We start from the raw sequence: 18,810 nt of genomic DNA on the forward strand, positions 1-18,810 counted from the left end.
GCGTGGTCGATGCGGACGCGTTCATGACTCCATCTCCGTGGCCGGTGGAATCGATGGCCGCCGAGGCCCCCTCGTGGCCCGAGAAGCGCGGCCGCCTCAGCCGCTGAGAGCCTGCAACTCACCCCGCACGATGCCCGCCGCGGTGCGGACGGTGAGGGCGCCGATCAGCCCCGTCGCGAACGCCAGGAGCAGCAGGGCCATTCCGTCCGCGAGCCCGGTCTGCGCGTAATCGGCATAGCGCAGGGCCGCCACGGCCGTCGCGGCAACCGGGAAGCTCACCGCCCACCACGACACCCGGAAGGGGCAGCATCGCGGCAGGTCGCGCAGCAGCCCGATCAGAATCACGAAGACGAACAATCCGACCAGAAACAGAGCTTCCGCGAAGGCATCGATCCGACCCAGCGTCGCTGCGTAGCTGGAGAAGCCGACGACGAAGGGCGCGACCAGGATCATCAGGGTCGGGCGCAAAGCCGGGGCGAGCGGCTCCTCGAAGAGGAGGCGCGTGAAGACGAGGGTGAAGAGCGGAACGGCAAAGAACAGGCCCACGCTCAGAGAGAACAGGGTCAGCGTTCCGGTCTGCGGCAGATTCAGGGAGGGCGCGGCGAGCGGAATGTCGAGGAGGCCGACGACCGGCACGATCCAGGCGGGCGTCGCATGCGTGAGCTGCTGCCGACTGCTCATCCAGCGGCTGACGATCACCACCGCGAACAGCACCATCCCGGCGGTGGCCAGGATCCAGAGGCCCTGGGCCAGGACGAGGCTGAAGCGGGCGATCACCAGCGGCAGGAGCAGCAGGCTGATCAGCATCGTGCCGAACAGGTTGCCGGCGATCGGGTGCCGGAACTCCGCCACCACGGCAGGCCAGGCCGTCACCGCCTTGAGCCCGTAAGGCCAGGGCGAGGGCGAGGAAGACCGCCAGGGCGATCCACCCGATCGCGTCCGCCACCAGGACCGGCGCACCGAACCGCCTGGCGGCGAGCTGCCACGCGGCGCTCAGGCCCGTCAGCCCCATCACGGAGCCGAACAGGGACACCGGCAGGTAGGCGAATTGCGGGCCCTTCGGGAACCACGCCCCCCGAGGGGTCCGTGCGGCAACCGTCGTCATCACGAGCACTCCCGTTCCGATGTTCGTCTCACGCTCCTGAAAGGCGCGCCTTGCCGAGGGGCAGGCTGCGCGGGCGCTGGCCGGTGAGCACCGCCACCGCGTTGACCACGGCCGGCGGAACGCCGGGCAGGCCCGGTTCGCCGATGCCCCCCATCGGCGCGCCGCTCTCCACGATGGTCACGTGCACCCGCGGCATCCGATCCCGGTCGAGGATCGGGTAGGCATCGAAGTTCCGCGCCTGCCGCTGGCCGCCTTCGTAGACGACCTGCTCCAGGAGGGCGGAGGAGAGGCCGAGAGCCGCCGCGCTCTCCACCTGTCGCTTCACGATCGCCGGATTGACCACGGCGCCCGGATCGATGGCGATCCAGAGGTCATGGACCCGCGCCTCCCCGTCCTTGAGCGACACCTCCGCGATGGTCGCGGTCTCGGAGCCGAAGGGGGAGGCCATGGAGACGCCCCTGGCCCGGCGCGTGCCGTCGGCAGCCGCGAACGGCCCACGCTTCCAGCCGCCGGCGAGATCCGTGACCGCATTCAGCAGGGTGCGCTGCCGGGGACTGTCCTTGAGCAGGGCCAGACGTAGGGCAAGGGGATCCTTGCCACCGGCCTGGGCCACCTCGTCGAGAAAGGATTCGTAGAAGAAATCGTTCATCGAGTGCCCCACCGAGCGCCAGAACGCGATGGTGACCGGATGAGGCACCTTCACGTAGGTGAGCGTCCGGTTCGGGATCGCGTAGGGCTTCTGGTCGAGGCCCTCCACCACCGACGAATCGACCGGCGACTTGAACAGCGCGCCGAACCAGCGCCCGATCGGCCCCTCGCCCACGGCCCGGATCTCCAGTGCCACGGGCATCCCGTCCGGCCCCAGGGCGGCACGAAAGCGCGCGAAGCTCAGCGGGCGCAGGGCGTCCATGCCGAACTCCTCCTCCCGCGACCACAGCACCCGCACCGGCTTGCCGGTGGCCTTCGCGAGCAGGATTGCCTGCGGGAAGGGGGTGGCCGACCCGTAGTAGAAGTGGCGCCCGAAGAAGCCGCCCAGCAGCGGCGAGTGGATCCGGACCTGATCCGGCTGCAGCCCGGCGGTCTTCGCCGCAACCTGCTGAAACAGCTCCGGCATCTGGTTCGGGAGCCAGAGATCGAGGCTGCCGTCCTCCGCAAAGCGGGCGACGGCCGAGGGTGGCTCCAGCTGGGCGTGGGCGAGGTAGGGCGCGTCGTACTCGGCCTCGACGACCTGTGCTGCGGCCTGGAAGGCGGTGGCTGCGTCGCCAACCTGCTCGGCCGGGACGCCGGGCTCGGTCGCTCCCTTCAGGGCCGCCAGCATCGACGCCGAGGAGAAGCTCGCCGAGACGGTCGCGATCCCCTCCGGCAACGGCTTGGTCCAGGTGACCTGCAGGGCTTCCGCGCCCTTGCGCGCGCGCCACCAGGTATCGGCCAGAACGGCCACCGCGCCGGGAAGCCGCTGCACCGCCTGCACGCCGGGCATGGCGCGCACCGCGGCCTCGTTGGCGATGGCCTCGGGCTCGGTGCCGAGGTGAGGGGCATGCTGTACGGCGGCATGCAGCATGCCGTCGATGCGGAGATCGATGCTGTAGGCGGCCCGGCCGGTGGACTTGTCGCGCATGTCGAGACGGGCGACGGGCTTGCCGATCCAGCGGAAATCCTTGCGATCCTTCAGGGCCACGTCGTCCCGCGGCTGCAGGGCGAGGGCGGCGGCGGCCAAGGCGCCGTAGTCGAGCGACCGTCCGGTAGCGGCGTGGATCACCCGGCCATCATCCGTCGTCAGGCTGTCCTGCGGGACGGCAAGTCGCGCCGCGGCTGCGCGGAGCAGCATCTCGCGGGCGGTGGCCCCGAGCCGCCGCATGGCCTCGAAGCTGGAGCGGGTGGAGAAGCTGCCGCCGGTCATGCGCAGACCATTGACGACGGCGTAGTCGGGACCGGGCGGAGCGCACTCGACGGTGAAGCGCGCGGGATCGAGGTCCAGCTCCTCACCGATGGTCTGGGCGAGTCCGGTGTTGATGCCCTGTCCACCCTCCACGAAGGGGCTGAGCAGGCGCACGCGGCTGTCGGGGCCGATCTCGAGGAAGGCCGCGACGCGGGTTCCGGGCTTCGGGGCGACCGCCGCCGGGCCTTCGGCGCGGGTCTGGGCGGCCGCTGGATCGAGGCGCATGCCGATGCCGAGGAACAGGGCACCGGAGGCGGCGCCCAGGAAGCCCCGGCGGGAGAGGTTGCGGATCGGCTCGCCGCGGTCGGTGCGGTGGAGGGGCGTCAGGTCGGTCATCGCTTCCTCCTCAAGCCGCGGCCTGCCGCACGGCGGCGGCGATGGCGTTGTAGGTTCCGCAGCGGCAGAGGTTGGTCATGGCGCCTGCGATGTCTGCGTCGGAGGGCTTCGGGGTCTGCTTGAGCAGGCTGGTGGCGGCCATCACCTGCCCGGACTGGCAGTATCCGCATTGCGGCACCTCGATGCCGATCCAGGCCGCCACGACCCTCGCGCCGACCGCATCCCGCTCGATCGCCTCGATGGTGGTGATCGCCTGCGCGCCGATGCTCTCGACGGGGATCTGGCAGGAGCGGATCGCCTGCCCATCGAGCAGCACCGTGCAGGCGCCGCACTGCCCGATCCCGCAGCCATACTTGGTGCCGGTCATTCCCAGGCTGTCACGCAGAACGAAGAGCAGCGGCGTGTCGGGCTCGGCCTCGACCTCGTAGGGGTGCCCGTTCACCGAGAGCTGGACCATCGTTCGACCTCTTTGAAAGCGTGGTCACAGGATCTGACGCCATCATCCGTGGCCCTGGCCGCCCCGACGGTCTCGGCGGGAGAGGGGATCGCGGTTCGCCTGCTGTCCGAACAGGCCTACAGGCCCGCGCCCTGGCTCGGAATCATACGAAGGTTAGGGGTGCTCACCCCAAGCGATGATCCCCGGGAGGCGTCGACAACCCTCGTATGGACGTCCTCTCCGAAGGGGCGAGCGCGCCCGAACCGGTCTGCGCAATCGTGCCCGGCACGACGCGCGATCCGGTGGTGACGGAGGCCGATGGGTCGACTCGATCGCCGCGGAGATGCACGCGGAGGCTCCGGATCTACCCGTCCCGGTTCGCCTCCCGATGCGCAACCGGGGCGGGGAACGGGGCCTTGGCCGAGGCAAGCTTTGGGCTCGAGACGGGAGCACCTCCCGGGGCGGGAGGTCTTGAACGGAGGCCAGCCCGATCCGCGTCAGGTTTCCGTCATCGCGTCCAGGCAGCGGATGAGGTCGTCGGCTGCGAGAGGCTTGCGCAGGAGGTCCCGGGCGCCTCCGGCGAAAGCCCGGCGCCGGACCGTCTCGTCGGTCAGCGCGGTCATCATGACGATCGGCAGGGCTGGTCGCGAGAGCCGTACGCGATCCTGTAACTCCAAGCCGCTGAGACCAGGCATGTTGATGTCAGTGAGAAGACAAAAGACCTCGCCCTCGACGCCTGAGGCAAGGAACGCCTCACCCGAACTGAACGGTCGCGTGTCATAGCCCAAGGCCTGAAGAAAGCAGGACGTCGCGTCCAAGACGGCTTCGTCATCGTCAACGACAGCGACGGCTTTCTTCTCGACCGACACGAGTCTTCCTTTCGTGGCTCCCTACCGGCGGACGATATCCGCCTCCATAAGCCCATAGATCGGACCGGGATATCATACGTTCGTGTGGTCCGGCCGCTCGCGCTCCGGCGCGACTCCCACCGGCCGAGGCACCTCGAACCGTCGGTGGAAGACCGCGCGCGGAAGGGGAGCCGGCCGAGCGATCCGGGATCGGTGCACGACGTGGTCTCGGACTGCGGCGGCCAACGCGTGCGCCGGAGCCCTCGTTCCGCGCTCGCCCGGGTCCGTTCCGAGACACGCCCATCGCGGAGACCCGGCGCTCGTACTCCCCGCCCGATCAGTTCACGCCTGCCGCCTTCAGCCATTCGGTCTTCCGCACGAGGTCGGCGACGGAGCCGGCCGCCATCTTCCGCATGACGTTGCCGCGGTGAATCTTGACGGTGATCTCGCTGATCCCCAGCGCATGGGCGATCTGCTTGTTGAGGAGCCCCTTGACCACCTGCTGCATGACCTCGGTCTCACGCGCCGTGAGGGTCCGGGCGAGGGCTTCGAGTGCGGCCATACCTGCGCGCTCGGCGCGGCGCGCCCGATCCCGATCGATCGCGACGGCGATCGCGTCCAGCATGTCCTGATCGCGGAACGGCTTGGTCAGAAAATCGAGCGCGCCGGCCTTCATGGCCTGGACACTCATGGGAATGTCGCCGTGACCGGTCATGAAGATGATCGGCATGCGATTGCCCAGGGCGATCAGCTTCGTCTGCAGATCGAGGCCGCTGGCTCCGGGCAGCCGGACATCCAGAACCAGGCAGCCGGGGCGATCCGGCAGGGCGGCGGCGAGCAGGTCGTGCGTCGATCCGAAGGCCAGCGTATCGAGTCCGACCGACCGGAGCAGGTCCTGCAGGCCGTCGCGGACGCCCTCGTCATCCTCGACGATGACAACCAGGGGAGCGGTTTTGGCGGCGGCAGTCGGCCTTGAAGAGCGGCGGATATCGCTTGCCATCGTCATCAACGAGACCTTGGAACCCGTGGGCGTGCGTCGATCAAGGTCGTGCTTACCGAGATTTCCGTTGCCTGATCAAGCGCGCTTCAGCAGGCCAGAACCGATTTTCTTCTTTCGCTTACCGAGTCATCGAGCCACCGGCGCCCAGGCATGACGCTGCTTGGCCGCGAAACACCGCATCCTCGTCGATCGGAGACTGATCCAAAGCGGTCTTCGTACTTGTCCGATTCTTGTGGTCCCGGTGGCGCCGGGCATCGGCGATAGCGGAAAGAAGCGGTTCTGTGCTGGCTTCCAGGCGCGGCAGAGCGCCCTGTCGGGGCAAGGGCACCGGCTGCCGCGGCCCGTTCGCGGGATCTTCGCAGGCGCAGGATCGTGCCACCGCGTCGATCGCGGCGCATGCCGCCCCCGCGCAGGACGGTTGTCGCCGAAAGCCGCCCGTGTGTGAGGCGTGCAGCGTCGTCAAGGCGTCAGACAGGATCGCCATAGCGGAGCCTTCGGAAGGGAGCCCGCCGCCATGTCCTCCTCGTCCCGTTCCAGCCTGACCCGCCGTCCGTTCCTGACGGGGGCTGCAGGCCTCATCGGTCTCGGCACCGGCGTTTTCCGGCCCGGCCTCAGCCGGGCCGCAGACCGCCCCGTCCTCACCCACGGTCTGCAATCCGGCGACGTCGACGGCACCTCCGCCGTGGTCTGGGCCCGGGCCGACCGCCCCTGCCGGGCGATGATCGAGTGGTCGACCACCGAGCGCTTCGCGGACGTTCGCGGCGGCGTCTTCGCCGATGCACTCCCGGCGAGCGACGGCACCGTGAAGGTCGCCCTGACGGACCTGCCGCCGGGCCAGGACGTGTTCTACCGGGTCCGGCTGCAGGATCTCGCCGCGCCGACGATCCTCGGCGCGCCTCAGGTCGGGCGCTTCCGCACGGCCCCGGCCGAGCGCCGCTCGGTCTCGTTCTGCTGGTCCGGCGATACGGCGGGCCAGGGCTGGGGCATCGACGCGGCCCGGGGCGGGATGACGATCTACGCAGCCATGCTGCGCAACCGGCCGGACTTCTTCCTGCATTCCGGCGACACCATCTACGCCGACGGCCCGATCGTACCGGAGGTGCGCCTGCCCGACGGCACCCTCTGGCGCAACCGCGTCACCGAGGCGGTGTCGAAGCCGGCCGAGACCCTGGAGGAGTTCCGCGGGCGCTACCGCTACAACCTGACCGACGCGAACGTGCTGGCGATGAACGCCGAGATCCCGATCTTCGCGCAGTGGGACGACCACGAGGTCACCAACAACTGGTGGCCGGGCGAGCCTCTGACCCGGGCCGAACACCTGCGGAAAGCCTATCGCGACCCGAACGTGCTGGCGCTCCAGGTCCGCGCCACGCGGGCCTTCCACGAGTACATGCCGATGCGCTTCGCGCCGTCGGAGCCCGGCCGGGTCTACCGCAAGATCTCGCATGGGCCGCTGGTCGACGTGTTCCTGCTCGACATGCGCTCCTATCGCGGGCCGAACGGCGAGAACCGGCAGACCGCCTACGGGCCTGAGGCCCATTTCCTCGGCCCGACGCAGATCGCCTGGCTCAAGCGGGAACTTCTCGCCTCCCGCGCGACCTGGAAGGTGATCGCGGCCGACATGCCGATCGGGCTCGTCGTCCCCTACGAGTCCCAGCCGCCCTTCGGCTCGGAGGCCATCGCGCAGGGCGACGGGCCACCGCTGGGCCGGGAACTCGAGATCGCCGACCTCCTGCGCTTCCTGCGCGATGCGGGCATCCGCAACACCGTCTGGCTGACGGCGGACGTGCACTACGCGGCGGCGCATTACTACGACCCGAACCGGGCGCGATTCCAGGATTTCGAGCCGTTCTGGGAGTTCGTCGCGGGCCCGTTGCATGCCGGCACCTTCGGCCCCAACGCCCTCGACGACACCTTCGGACCCCAGCTGCGCTTCGCGAAGGCGCCCCCGCCGGGCCAGACCAATCTCTCGCCGGCCGCGGGCTACCAGTTCTTCGGCCACGTCGCGGTCGAGGGCGCGACGGAACAGATGACCGTCACCCTGAAGGACGCCGCCGATACCGCGCTCTGGTCGGTGACCCTCGATCCCGTACGACCCTAGCCGGCCGGACCGAATCGCCGGGCACCTTCCGGCCGGTCCCCCCGTCGCGCGCCTCAGTGATGCCCCGCCATGTGCCGGCCGATGCTGCGGGCGTCGGCCTCGGCGCGGCTCACCGCGTGCACGATGCGGCCGTCGGACATCACCACGATGCGGTCCGAGAGCTCGAGGATCTCATCGAGATCCTCGCTGATCAGCAGAACCGCCGCGCCGGCGTTGCGGGCCGCCATGATCCGGGCCCGGATCTCGGCGACGGCGGTGAAGTCGAGCCCGAAACAGGGATTGGCCACGACGAGGAGGTCGACCGGATCGGTGAGCTCGCGCGCCAGCACGGCGCGCTGCACGTTGCCGCCGGACAGGGTGGCGATCGGCGCTTCGGCGGAGGCGGTCTTGACCCCGAAACGCGCGATGAGGTCCCGGGCGCGGCGGCGCAGGGCGCCGGTGTCGAGCCAGACGGTCGACCGGCCCGTGACCGCGCCCCCCGCGGCGGCGGCACGCTCCGCGCGTCGGTCGAAGGCCCGGAAGGCCAGGTTCTCCGCCACCGACATGCGCGGCGCGCAGGCATTGCGCAGCGGCTCCTCCGGGATGACGCGCACCCGCCGCGCCCGGCTCTGGGCGCGGCGTCCGTCATAGGCCTTGCCTGCGACCTCCACCCGGCCGCCGGTGGCGCGGATCTGGCCGCCGAGCACGTCGGCGAGTTCCTTCTGGCCATTGCCCGAGACCCCGGCGACCCCGACGATCTCGCGGGCCTGCACCGCGAGGGCGTCGACGGCGAGGTGACGCAGGCCGGAGGCGTCGGTGGCGCGCAAATCCGCGATGCGCAGGACCACCCGGTCCGGGTCGGGCCCACCGACGCGGTCGGTGGCGGCGCGCACCGGGCGGGCGCCCATCATCATCGCCGCCATGTCGTCGCGGCTGAGTTCGCCGACCCGTCCGCCGCCCGCGAGCGTGCCGCGGCGCAGGACGCTGACGCTGCGGGCAAACGCCTCGACCTCGCGGAACTTGTGGCTGATCATCAGCACCGTCAGCTCGCGCCGGTCCGCCATGGCGCGCAGGAGGCCCAGCACCTCCTCGGCCTCCGCCGGCGTGAGCACCGAGGTCGGCTCGTCGAGGATCAGGAATCGCGCCTTGAGGGAGAGCTGCTTGATGATCTCGAGCTTCTGCTTCTCCCCCGCCGCGAGCTCGGCCACCGGGCGATCGAGGTTCAGCCGGAACGGCATCCGTTCCATGAAGGCGGCCAGCGCCGCGCGCTCGGCGCGCCAGTCGATCACCGTCGGCACCCGGGGCCGGGCGATGACGAGGTTCTCGAGGCCGGTCAGGGACGGCACCAGGGTGAAGTGCTGGTAGACCATGCCGAGGCCGCGGGCCTGGGCGCCCTTTGGATTGGTGATCGCGACCTCCCGGCCATCCACCAGGACGCTGCCCGCGCTCGGCGCATAGAAGCCCATGATGCACTTCACCAGGGTCGACTTGCCCGCGCCGTTCTCACCCAGCAGCGCGTGGAAGCCGCCGGCCTCGATCTTCATCGAGACGTCGTCGAGGGCCGCGAAGGTGCCGAAGCGCTTCGTCATGCCGATGGTCTCGACCGCGATGGCGCCGGGCGGCGGGGCCTCGGGCGCCACCGGCGCCGCGCCTCCGTCCCGGGGCACCGCCGTGCGAACCGCTTGCGAGAAGGACACCATCGCGGATCATCCCATCGCCGCCAGGAGGGCCTCGGAGGTCGCCACGGCGCCGAAGACGCCGCCCTGCATCGTCACCATCTTGAGGGCAGCCTCGTGGTTGCCCCGGTCGGTGGCCGCGCAGGCGTCGGAGACGATCACGCACTCGAAGCCGCGGTCGTTGGCCTCGCGCATCGTGGTGTGGACGCAGACATCCGTGGTGATCCCGGTCAGGATCAGGTTGCGGATGCCGCGCTGCCCGAGGATCAGCGCCAGGTCGGTGGCGCAGAACGAGCCCTTTCCGGGCTTGTCGATGATCGGCTCGCCGGGCTCGGGCGCCAGCTCGGGGATGATCTCCCAGCCGGGCTCGCCACGCACCAGCACGCGCCCGCAGGGTCCGGAATCGCCGATGCCGGCCCCGATCCGGCGCGAGCGCCAGCGCTTGTTCTCGGGCAGGTCGGCCAGGTCCGGCCGGTGACCCTCGCGGGTGTGAATGACGCCGTAGCCGAGACGCCGGGCCGCCGCGAGCAGGCGCCCGATCGGCGCGATCGGCGCCCGGGTCAGGCCGATATCGTAGCCCATGGTGTCGACGTAGCCGCCGGGACCGCAGAAATCGATCTGCATGTCGATGATGACGAGGGCGGTGTTGTCGGGCCGAAGGGCTCCGTCGAAGGGCCAGGGATAGGGCTCGGCGACGGCGTAGCGCGCCGCATCCGCCGGCAGGCGAAGGGGCGCCGCGCTCATTCCGCCGCCTCTCGGGCGTCCGGGGTCTGTCCGGCGCCGTAGGACCGGGTGGGCGCGGCAAACCCGCAGGAGGTGCCGTCGACCACCTTGACCCCATCCTCCCAGGGCAGTCGGTAGCGGCCGGCGGCCAGGTCCTGCATGTAGGTGTAGGGGCAGTCCCCGGCGCCACCCTTTACGGCCGTGTAGCCGCGGTGTCCGAGCTGGTAGATGTTGTTCTCGACGCCCCAGTGGAGGCGCGCCTCGCGCACGAGGTCGGGACGGACCTCCGCGGTGATGATCTCGTCGACGCGCCCCGTGGTGCCGTGGGCGATGATCTGACCGTCGAAGTTGACGATCATGCCCTCGCCCATGGAATCGAACGAGCCGTCCGAACCGCACATGCAGACGTTTGCGGTGACCATCAGGTTGCAGAAGGCATTCGACTGGTTGGTGAAGCGCCAGGACTCGCGGATCGGCGCCGTGTAGCCGGCCGTGCGGATCATGATCTCGGCGCCCTTGTAGGCGCATTCCCGGGCCATCTCGGGGAACATCCCGTCGTGGCAGATGATGAGGGCGATCTTGGCCCCGCGCGGCCCCTCGATGACCGGGATGCCGATGTCGCCGGGCTCCCAGGGCTCGACGGGCACCCAGGGGTGCATCTTGCGGTAATAGAGCTTCACCGCGCCGGTGTCGTCGATGATGATGCCGGTGTTGAACGGGCTGCCGTGCGGGTTGAACTCCATGAGGGAGAAGCAGCCCCAGATCCGGTTGTCGCGGCAGGCCTGGGCGAAGGCCGCGACCTCCGGCCCGTCCATCCGGCACAGGATGTCGGGGTTGGTCTCCATGGACAGGCCGTGGAGGGCGTATTCGGGGAAGACCACGAGGTCCATGGTGGCCAGGTTGCGCCGGGCCTTGCCCACCAGGGCGACGATGCGCTGCGTCTGCGCCGCGAGGTCCGCCCTGGTGACGACGGTCGGCAGCTGCAGCTGCACCAGACCGAGCACCACGCCGTTCGGGGATTTGTTGAGGCCGCCAAGTCCGTTCATCGGAGATACCTGTCTGCTCGGGCTTACTGTTTCTGGGCTTGGTTCTTCTGGGCTTACTTCGCTTGGCCGAGTTCGCCCGGCGCTCCCGCCAGGGCGTGGTTCGGCGACGAGGTGGCGATGAGGACGCCGAGGGTCAGGACGTAGGGCGCGGCGTAGAACAGGTAATAGCCCTGCGAGACGCCCACCGACTGGAGCGCCGGCCCGAGGGCTCCGGCCCCGCCGAACAGCAGCGCGGCGCCGAAGCAGGCCAGGGGATTCCAGCGGGCGAAGACCACGAGGGCGACGGCCATCAGGCCCTGCCCGGAGGAGATGCCCTCGTTCCACGAGCCCGGATAGTAGAGCGACAGGTAGGCCCCGCCGATGCCGGCGAGCACCCCGCCGGCCCCGGTCGCCAGCAGCCGGACACGATCGACGTCGTAGCCCATGGCCCGCGCCGCCTCTGCGCTGTCGCCGACGATGCGGACCACGAGGCCGGTGCGGGTGTTGCGGAACGCCCACCACAGGAGGACGCTGAGCACCGCTCCGATCAGGAACAGCACGTTGACCTGGAGGGCGGCCCGGATCTGAGGCACGTCGGACCAATTGCCGAAGGGGAGCGCCGGCAATTGCGGTGCCGCGGGCTGGATGAAGGCCTTGCCGAAGAAGAAGGCGAGGCCCGAGCCGAACAGCATCAGGGCGATGCCGAGGGCCACGTCGTTGACCCGCGGCAGCCGGCAGATCCAGCCGTGGGCGAGGCCGAACAGGCCCCCCGCCGCGCCCGCCACCGCGACGCCGGCCCAGGCCGAGCCGGTGAGCACCGCCGTGGCGTAGGCCGACATCGCCCCGAACACGAGGGTGCCCTCGAGGCCGAGATTGATCCGGCCCGAGCGCTCCGTGATGGTCTCGCCCAGACTGACGAACAGGAACGGCGTCGAGACACGGATGGCCCCGCCGATGACCGCGATGAGGACGTTCCAGAGGCCGAGGTCGCTCATAGGGGGGCGCTCATTGGGGGGGCGCTCATAGGAGGGCGCTCATGGCACGGTCTGGGCCGCCGCGGCGCGCTTCTCGCCCCAGAGATGCGGACTGAACAGCTTGAAGCGCCCGTACAGGGTCTCGCCCATGAGCACGAGGAGGAAGAGCAGCCCCTCCAGCAGCAGGATGGTGGCGTCGGGCAGGTGCAGGCGGCGCTGGATCAGGCCGCTCGAGGCCTCGATCCCGCCGAGCAGGAAGGCGACGGGCGGGATCGCCAGGGGGTTCTGGCGGGCCAGGAACGCGATGAGGATGCCGGTGTAGCCGTAGCCGGCGATCAGCGAGGCGTTGGCGTTGCCGTGGACGGCGGCCACCTCGAAGAATCCGGCCAGCGCCGCCAGGGCTCCCCCGAGGGCGGTGAAGCCGGCGATCAGGCGCCCGACCGCCAAGCCCTGGATCTGGGCCGCGCGCACGTTGCCGCCGGCGATCCGGGCGGCAAAGCCCAGGGTGGTGCGCTCGGTCAGGAGCCAGGCGAGGAGGCAGGCCACCACCCCGACGCCGAGGCCCCAATGCACCTCCAGGCCCGGCATCGGGCCGACCCGGAAGGCCTCGTCGATGGTCCGCGTCGACGGCTTGTTGAGGCTGCCCGGGTCGCGCAGCAGGCCCTCGATCAGGTGGTTGGCCAGCGCGATGGCGATGTAGGACATCAGCAGGCTGGCAATGGTCTCGTTGACGCCGCGCCAGGCCCGCAGGGCGCCCACCGCCCCGAGCCAGAGCGCCCCGGTCAGGAGGGCGGCCAGCGCCATGGTGGCGATGCCGAGGCCGGAGGGTGCCCCCGACAGGGGCGCCGCCACCGCCGCCGCGGCGAGGCCGCCGAGCACGATCGCGCCCTCGCCGCCGATGACCACGAGGCCGAGCCGGGCGGGCAGCGCCACGCACAGGGCCGCGAACAACAGGGGCGCGGCGCGCTGGAGACTGTTCTGGAGGGCGAAGGCGGAACCGAAGCCGCCCCGGTAAACGAGGTCGAGGAAGGCCGCCGGCGACTTGCCGAGGCTCAGGAGGAACAGGCTGAACAGGCCGAAGCCGAGGGCGAGCGCCCCGAGCGGGATGGCGAGCGCCTCCACCCGGCGCGCCGCCCAGGCCCGCAGGGGCAGACTCGCCGAGGGGCGCGGCACTGCCACGGCCATGTTCGACGGAGCAGTCTCGGCGACCAAGGATGTTCCTCCCGCTGGCGGCGTGCGTGACGGACGTTTCCCTCAGGCCGAGCCCCTCACACCCTCGACGAGGTAGCCGGTGCTCTCGAGTTCGGGCGCATTCTCGGGGAAGCCCTTGCCGGCCTCGGCGATCGCGTTGCCCTTGTTGTCCTTGAGCGGCCCCCGGATGATGGCGAACCCGCCCTTCATCATCTCGGCCTTGACCGCATCGGCGTTCTTGCGTGCCGCCTCGGAGACGGCGGGACCGTAGGGGCTCATCCGGACGAACCCGTCCGCGAGGCCACCGCGCAGGAAGTTCGGGGGCGCCTTGCCCGCCTGCATGTCGGCGACGAAGCCCTTGTAGATCGGGGCCCAGTCCCACTCGGCACCGGTGAGGTACCGGTCCTTGGCCAGCGCCGACTGGTCGGCATGGTAGCCGCAGACGTAGGCGCCCCGCCGGGCGGCGGTCTCGACCGTCACCTTCGGGCTGTCGACGTGGCAGGTGATGACGTCGGCGCCGCCGTCGATCAGCGCGTTGGTCGCTTCCGCCTCCTTGACCGCCAGCGACCACTCGCCGGTGAAGATGACCTGGCAGGTGATCGACGGGTCGACGCTGCGGGCGCCGAGCAGGAAGCCGTTGATGTTGTTGAGGACCTGGGGGATCGGCTTGGCCGCCACGAAACCGATCTTCTTCGACTTCGTCGCATGCGCGGCCACGATGCCGTTGAGGTACTGGCCCTGCGCGATGTAGCCGAAATAGGAGCCGGCGTTCTTCGGGTTCGCCGCGGTCCAGAGGCCGCCGCAATGGCGGAACTGCACCTTCGGGTTCTTCTTGGCCTCGATCAGCACGTGGGGATCGAAGTAGCCGAAGGAGGTCGGCAGGAGCAGGCTCGCCCCGTCCATGTTGATCATGCTCTCCATGGTCTTCTGGACGTCGTTGGTCTCGCGGACATTCTCCTCCTCGACCACTTCGACCCCGGGCAACCCTTTCAGGGCCGCGGCGCCCTTCGCATGGGCCTGATTGTAGCCGTAATCGTCCTTCGGGCCGACGTAGACGACCCCGACGGTCATCGGCCCGGCCGCTCGGGCGCCCGTCGACGCCAGGGCCGAGAGGCCGAGAACGGCGGTGCCGCCCAGGAGGGTTCTGCGCGAGATCGACTGATGAGCCACGGGGCCTCGTTCCATCGTTTGGCAAGCGATGGGACAGACCTTTGCAAGGTCTGGGCCGCAGCGCGGGCGCACCACCCCTGTCTTCGTCATCCGGTCGGACGTCGGCCGCCACAATCCACGCCGGCGCAACGAGGCTCCGAGGGATGCCCCGGCCGCGGTGCATGCGCCGGGGCGGAGTGCGCGCGCGTCTCATCGGGTCTGCCGATGGCGACGGCTTTCGAGACCGGCCAACCGTCTCGTCAGCCGCTCCTGCGGGAGGTCCACCGGCCCGAGCCGCGCAAAGATCCGGACAGGGTCCGGTCACCGCGGCCCTCCGCGGCACGCAGCCGGCCTCGGACAGCCACGCTCGCCAGACCGCGACGGATGGTCCCGACGATGCGCCCGACCGCTCCGGCCCGGCCGGAGGCGTCGACACCGTGACGAATGACGATGGGATATCGGTAAGGCCCCGGGCATCCACCGTCGTCGACGGTTGCCGTCACGGACCAATGGCCGTCGAACCGGGTGGCAGCTTCGGCGGCCGAGACGCTCGCGGCCGCCAGACGCGTCGCGAACCACCGTGAAAAGCGTGTCACGGTCTCCTCTGCGGGCCGCCCGCTTGGAGCGCGTCAGTGTTCCTCTGGGTCTCGGGCCAGGTAGAGAACCATCAGTTCGCCTGTCGCCCGAACCGCATAGGCCGCGGCCGTCTCGCCGACGTGCGGCGGGATCACATCCGTCACGGAGCCGCCGTCCAGGAGGACGGCGAGTTCCGCGCGCGTCATCCCGGACTCGACGGCCTCCCGGATGGCGCTCGCGTCACAGGCCCGTTTGTCCGTGGCCCGTGTATCCGTGGCCCGTTTGTCCGCGGCCGGGGGCCGGGTGGGTCGAACGAACGTCAGGCGACGGCCCCGGCACCGGCCGGACCGCGGGGAAGCGCGTCGGGAGCGGCCTCGCTTGGGGGCTCCTCGAATGGGGCCGAGGGTTCGTCGGCCCCCAGCGGACGCTCGCCCGGATAGGGTCGAGGCGGCATCGCGGGCGGGGGGTCGTCCGCGATGCGCCCGGGCCTGTCGGGATCGGCCGTGCGGCGCTCCTGCGCTTCTGCGAGGCTCTCTCCTGCCATGATCTCTGAAGTCTCTCTTCTCGGAAACTGGCCTCGCGGAAACTGGCCTCTCGAAGACTCGTCTAGCGAAGACTCGCCTAGCGAAGACTCGCCTCTCGAAGCCTTCGATGAGGTCTGGGATCCCGACGGGGCCTTCGGGCCGGGCGAGCGCCCGGAGTGGCGCGGTGCCCGGCCCTGCGGCCATGCCGAACCTGATCGGGGGGACATATGAGGTCCGGCATAACTCTGCGAATAGCTTGAACGCGATGGATGTTACGCCGGCGATCGGCGATGACGTCGAGATATGCGCGCCATCGGTGCGCTCAATGATGCAGATGCATCATTTGTCTCGGATTTTACCGGGTCAAACGCGATTCCCGTGCTTGCTCCGCTCCGAGCGCGGATGGGGTTCCGGTGGCGGGATGCATGGGTGCGGAGACGGTGGACCCGGCGCGCCGGCTCGAAGGGTGTGGGCGCCGGGCCATCGCGGCGTCGATCGTGGACCGGGCCAGGCCGGCCCGTGTCGTCGAGCCGGCCCGCCGGCCGGGCTGGTCGCAGGGAGGTCCGCGCCGCTCAGGCCGCACCCATGGCCTTGACCAGACGTTCCCGGGCGCGGCTGACGCGGCTCTTCACGGTGCCGGTCTGACATCCCAGGACGGCCGCGGCCTCGTCGTAGAGCAATCCATCGACCATCACGAGGAGCAGCGTCTCGCGGTGTTCGGCCGTCAGGCTGTTCAGGGCGGCCTGAAGCTCGATCAGTCCGACGCGGTGCTCCTGCTCGGGCTCCAGGCGCAGGGTTGCCGCGAAGGCACCGTCGACGTCCTCGACCTCGCGGCGAAGCCGCTTGCGCTGATTGAGGAAGGTGTTGCGCAGGATCGTGAACAGCCAGGCGATCAACCGGGTCCCCGGCTCGAACCGTGCGCGGTTCTCCCAGGCCCGCATCAGGGTGGTCTGAACGAGGTCGTCGGCCTCAGCGGCGTTCCGGCACTGGGACCAGGCATAGCGGCGAAGCCGCGGGACGGCGGCGATCAAGTCGGTCCGGAACGTATCGGGCACCTGTCCGTCCGCCTGTGCCGCGGACAAGGCGCTTCGGAGCCGAACCAGGACCTGGCCGAGACGGGAATCCGGCGCGACTTCACCAGGGAAGGGAAAAATCTCGTTCAGTCTTCGGCCGATCAGATCCTGAATCGGTCGTGGCAATCCTTCGTTGTCCGAAGAGGAGCTCAGCACTCTGACATCTGTCTGCACGGATGATCGCCCTCTTGTCTGGGACAGACGATGATTTGCTCGACGTCGTGGAAGCCGACGCAGTCTGGGGCTTGTGATTGGGCAATCACATTCACGTCAATGATCCAGATATACCAGACAATCGATTATCCGACGCGGAACTGCGGTCCCACGCACTTGTTACGACCGGGACTTGGCAAACGGCGCGATGCGCCATGGGGAGTTCCAGTGATACGCGGCGTCGACACGCAGTCCCGCACACAGACGCGAGCCGGCCCGGGAAAAGCCCGGCGCGCGGGGATGCGTGACGGACCGGGACATTTCCTCCGGGATCGCGGCCTCCGGGGCGTTCGCTCCACTCCCGTTCGGATAGCGGCGTCCGGGTAGAAAAAACCGGCCTACCGGTACGTCTGTATCATTGCTGGGGATTCGTCTGGGACCATCTGAGGGGTCAGCCGAGACGCAGGGCGCCTGCGGCCGTGTCTCTCCCACCCCTGGCCCGCCTCGGTCCCGTTCATCCCACCCCGGAGGATCACGTGAGTTCCACCAAGCCCTCCGCACCCGGTGCTGCCCCCGCTTCGAGCGACGCGGTCAAGGGCTCGGTGAAGGAAGCCATCGGGAAACTGATCGGCGACCGACAGGTCGAGGCCGAGGGTCGATCCCAGCAGGATCCTCCCGCGTCCGACGAGCCCCCGGAGTCCCGCCCGAAGTCCCGCCCGAAGTCGGACGGGGCCAGCCCCAAAACCAAGACCAACCTCGAACCCTAGCTTCGGCCGCGCGCCGCGCGACGACCCTCATCCACGAACACAGGAGACTTCAGCATGGTCGACACGGATCGCATCACGGGGACCGCCAAGGAGCTCGGCGGCAAGGTTCAGGGCGCGGTGGGCGACCTCACCGGCTCGAAGCGGGACGCGCTCGAGGGCCGTGCCCGCGAGGCGCAGGGCGCTGCGGAGAACCTNGGCGGCAAGGTTCAGGGCGCGGTGGGCGACCTCACCGGCTCGAAGCGGGACGCGCTCGAGGGCCGTGCCCGCGAGGCGCAGGGCGCTGCGGAGAACCTGTACGGCCAGGCCAGGGACGGCGTGCGCGACGCCGCCGAGCACGTGGCCGACACCGCCCGCGAGATCGGCGGCAAGGTCCGCGACACCGTCGGCAACCTGATCGGGTCGGACGATGTCGAGGACCGGGCCCGCCGGGCCCAGGGGGCGGGCGGCGACACCTACGACCGGGCCGAGCGCGCCGTGCGCGGCGCCGGCCGCGAGGCCTACGACCGCGCCGGGGACGCCTACGAGAMCGGCGGCCGCTCCCTGCGYCAGGGGGGGCGCGAGGTGAGCCATCAGGTCGCCGAGCACCCCGTGGCCGCGCTGCTCGTGGCCGGCCTCCTCGGCTACGGCCTCGGCCTGCTCATCCACGGCCGCGACTGACCGCGGCACCGCGCCCCGACACCGCGATGGATCGGTCCGACCGCGCCGGGACKGCGCGGTCGGACCYGGGAACGCCCCCCGACCGACCCTTYMYAYCCTGACCCTTCMYACCTTGACCCTTGGAACGACCGAACTTCTCGGACGACCGACGACCCGGAGTACCTGTCACGTGTCTACCTCTCCCCTTCTCGCGACCTCTTCCACGGCGGCCTCGGCCGACACCCGCACGGTCCTGCTGAACCAGGTYTCCTGGGGGGCGATCTTCGCCGGCGCCGTCACCGCGCTGGTGACCCAGGTCATCCTCAACATGGTCGNCCGACACCCGCACGGTCCTGCTGAACCAGGTCTCCTGGGGGGCGATCTTCGCCGGCGCCGTCACCGCGCTGGTGACCCAGGTCATCCTCAACATGGTCGGGGTCGGCGTCGGCCTGTCCAGCGTCGGCCCGGTGGCTGCCGACAACCCGGCCGCCTCCACCCTGTCCCTGAGCGCCGGCCTCTGGTTCGTCGGCTCGGGCGTGCTCGCCTCCCTGGCCGGCGGCCTCATCGCCGGACGCCTCTCGGGCAAGCCCGTCACCGGN

The 18,810-nt window shown here is 70.1% G+C and carries 15 protein-coding genes and 3 pseudogenes; 4 read left to right on the top strand and 14 right to left on the bottom strand.

Features of this window, described 5'->3' with window-relative positions:
• Positions 1 to 96 precede the first annotated feature (96 nt).
• The 5 genes and pseudogenes from ASF58_RS07220 to ASF58_RS07240 all read right to left on the bottom strand — a co-directional run bounded on the left by ASF58_RS07220 (position 97) and on the right by ASF58_RS07240 (position 5,670).
• Positions 97 to 1,105: pseudogene (locus tag ASF58_RS07220) on the bottom strand (SLAC1 anion channel family protein).
• A gap of 28 nt (positions 1,106 to 1,133) precedes the next feature.
• Positions 1,134 to 3,380 (bottom strand): molybdopterin cofactor-binding domain-containing protein, encoded by a 2,247-nt coding sequence (locus ASF58_RS07225; RefSeq protein ID WP_055949656.1) that lies wholly within the window; start codon positions 3,378 to 3,380, stop codon positions 1,134 to 1,136.
• Between the two features lie 10 nt (positions 3,381 to 3,390).
• Positions 3,391 to 3,837: a (2Fe-2S)-binding protein gene (locus ASF58_RS07230; RefSeq protein WP_055949658.1), complete on the bottom strand. Its 447-nt coding sequence runs from the start codon at positions 3,835 to 3,837 to the stop codon at positions 3,391 to 3,393.
• Between the two features lie 476 nt (positions 3,838 to 4,313).
• On the bottom strand, positions 4,314 to 4,685 hold the full coding sequence (locus tag ASF58_RS07235; RefSeq protein WP_055949661.1) for a response regulator: 372 nt from the start codon (positions 4,683 to 4,685) through the stop codon (positions 4,314 to 4,316).
• 316 nt (positions 4,686 to 5,001) lie between these two features.
• Complete coding sequence (locus tag ASF58_RS07240; RefSeq protein ID WP_156375586.1) at positions 5,002 to 5,670, bottom strand: response regulator transcription factor; 669 nt, start codon at positions 5,668 to 5,670, stop codon at positions 5,002 to 5,004.
• 508 nt (positions 5,671 to 6,178) lie between these two features.
• Between ASF58_RS07240 and ASF58_RS07245 the strand changes: the two genes are divergently transcribed.
• A complete protein-coding gene (locus tag ASF58_RS07245) occupies positions 6,179 to 7,765 on the top strand; it encodes an alkaline phosphatase D family protein (protein ID WP_055949663.1) in 1,587 nt (528 codons plus the stop codon).
• A 53-nt stretch (positions 7,766 to 7,818) separates the two neighbouring features.
• Here ASF58_RS07245 and ASF58_RS07250 read toward each other — a convergent pair whose 3' ends face one another.
• The 9 genes from ASF58_RS07250 to ASF58_RS07280 all read right to left on the bottom strand — a co-directional run bounded on the left by ASF58_RS07250 (position 7,819) and on the right by ASF58_RS07280 (position 16,637).
• On the bottom strand, positions 7,819 to 9,333 hold the full coding sequence (locus ASF58_RS07250) for an ABC transporter ATP-binding protein (protein ID WP_244477224.1): 1,515 nt from the start codon (positions 9,331 to 9,333) through the stop codon (positions 7,819 to 7,821).
• Positions 9,334 to 9,450: 117 nt separating this feature from the next.
• Entirely contained in the window at positions 9,451 to 10,164 is a 714-nt protein-coding gene (locus tag ASF58_RS07255; protein WP_055949667.1) for an isochorismatase family cysteine hydrolase, read from the bottom strand.
• Positions 10,161 to 11,189: a formamidase gene (locus ASF58_RS07260; protein ID WP_055949669.1), complete on the bottom strand. Its 1,029-nt coding sequence runs from the start codon at positions 11,187 to 11,189 to the stop codon at positions 10,161 to 10,163. Before ASF58_RS07260 ends, ASF58_RS07255 begins: the two co-directional genes overlap by 4 nt.
• A 53-nt stretch (positions 11,190 to 11,242) precedes the next feature.
• On the bottom strand, positions 11,243 to 12,163 hold the full coding sequence (locus ASF58_RS07265; RefSeq protein WP_055949672.1) for an ABC transporter permease: 921 nt from the start codon (positions 12,161 to 12,163) through the stop codon (positions 11,243 to 11,245).
• Positions 12,164 to 12,202: 39 nt separating this feature from the next.
• The gene (locus ASF58_RS07270; RefSeq protein ID WP_156375587.1) at positions 12,203 to 13,327 is read right to left on the bottom strand and encodes an ABC transporter permease; all 1,125 of its coding nucleotides are present in this window, start codon (positions 13,325 to 13,327) and stop codon (positions 12,203 to 12,205) included.
• Between the two features lie 69 nt (positions 13,328 to 13,396).
• Positions 13,397 to 14,503, bottom strand: coding sequence for a BMP family ABC transporter substrate-binding protein (locus ASF58_RS07275; RefSeq protein ID WP_244477212.1), 1,107 nt, complete (start codon positions 14,501 to 14,503; stop codon positions 13,397 to 13,399).
• A 608-nt stretch (positions 14,504 to 15,111) separates the two neighbouring features.
• A complete protein-coding gene (locus ASF58_RS25635; protein WP_156375571.1) occupies positions 15,112 to 15,264 on the bottom strand; it encodes a hypothetical protein in 153 nt (50 codons plus the stop codon).
• A gap of 113 nt (positions 15,265 to 15,377) precedes the next feature.
• A complete protein-coding gene (locus tag ASF58_RS25640; protein ID WP_156375572.1) occupies positions 15,378 to 15,602 on the bottom strand; it encodes a hypothetical protein in 225 nt (74 codons plus the stop codon).
• A 552-nt stretch (positions 15,603 to 16,154) separates the two neighbouring features.
• Positions 16,155 to 16,637 carry a sigma-70 family RNA polymerase sigma factor gene (locus ASF58_RS07280; protein ID WP_244477213.1) on the bottom strand — a complete coding sequence of 161 codons (483 nt, stop codon included), beginning with the start codon at positions 16,635 to 16,637 and terminating at the stop codon, positions 16,155 to 16,157.
• A 707-nt stretch (positions 16,638 to 17,344) separates the two neighbouring features.
• Here ASF58_RS07280 and ASF58_RS07285 point away from each other — a divergent pair.
• The 3 genes and pseudogenes from ASF58_RS07285 to ASF58_RS26995 all read left to right on the top strand — a co-directional run.
• The gene (locus ASF58_RS07285; protein WP_055949685.1) at positions 17,345 to 17,575 is read left to right on the top strand and encodes a CsbD family protein; all 231 of its coding nucleotides are present in this window, start codon (positions 17,345 to 17,347) and stop codon (positions 17,573 to 17,575) included.
• Positions 17,576 to 18,401: 826 nt separating this feature from the next.
• Positions 18,402 to 18,546: pseudogene (locus ASF58_RS27605) on the top strand (PhnA-like protein); the annotation flags it as partial.
• Between the two features lie 45 nt (positions 18,547 to 18,591).
• Positions 18,592 to 18,809: pseudogene (locus tag ASF58_RS26995) on the top strand (PhnA-like protein); the annotation flags it as partial.
• Position 18,810 lies beyond the last annotated feature (1 nt).

This window comes from Methylobacterium sp. Leaf125, from assembly GCF_001423085.1.
In the GTDB taxonomy this organism is placed as follows: Bacteria; Pseudomonadota; Alphaproteobacteria; order Rhizobiales; family Beijerinckiaceae; genus Methylobacterium.

Excerpts from the sequence above, each read along its gene's own strand:
- ASF58_RS07250 (WP_244477224.1), bottom strand. The coding sequence starts at position 9,333 with ATGACGAAGCGCTTCGGCACCTTCGCGGCCCTCGACGACGTCTCGATG.
- ASF58_RS07265 (WP_055949672.1), bottom strand. The coding sequence starts at position 12,163 with ATGAGCGACCTCGGCCTCTGGAACGTCCTCATCGCGGTCATCGGCGGG.
- ASF58_RS25640 (WP_156375572.1), bottom strand. The coding sequence starts at position 15,602 with ATGGCAGGAGAGAGCCTCGCAGAAGCGCAGGAGCGCCGCACGGCCGAT.
- ASF58_RS07260 (WP_055949669.1), bottom strand. The coding sequence starts at position 11,189 with ATGAACGGACTTGGCGGCCTCAACAAATCCCCGAACGGCGTGGTGCTC.
- ASF58_RS07255 (WP_055949667.1), bottom strand. The coding sequence starts at position 10,164 with ATGAGCGCGGCGCCCCTTCGCCTGCCGGCGGATGCGGCGCGCTACGCC.
- ASF58_RS25635 (WP_156375571.1), bottom strand. The coding sequence starts at position 15,264 with ATGACGCGCGCGGAACTCGCCGTCCTCCTGGACGGCGGCTCCGTGACG.
- ASF58_RS07245 (WP_055949663.1), top strand. The coding sequence starts at position 6,179 with ATGTCCTCCTCGTCCCGTTCCAGCCTGACCCGCCGTCCGTTCCTGACG.
- ASF58_RS07240 (WP_156375586.1), bottom strand. The coding sequence starts at position 5,670 with ATGACGATGGCAAGCGATATCCGCCGCTCTTCAAGGCCGACTGCCGCC.
- ASF58_RS07225 (WP_055949656.1), bottom strand. The coding sequence starts at position 3,380 with ATGACCGACCTGACGCCCCTCCACCGCACCGACCGCGGCGAGCCGATC.
- ASF58_RS07270 (WP_156375587.1), bottom strand. The coding sequence starts at position 13,327 with ATGGCCGTGGCAGTGCCGCGCCCCTCGGCGAGTCTGCCCCTGCGGGCC.
- ASF58_RS07230 (WP_055949658.1), bottom strand. The coding sequence starts at position 3,837 with ATGGTCCAGCTCTCGGTGAACGGGCACCCCTACGAGGTCGAGGCCGAG.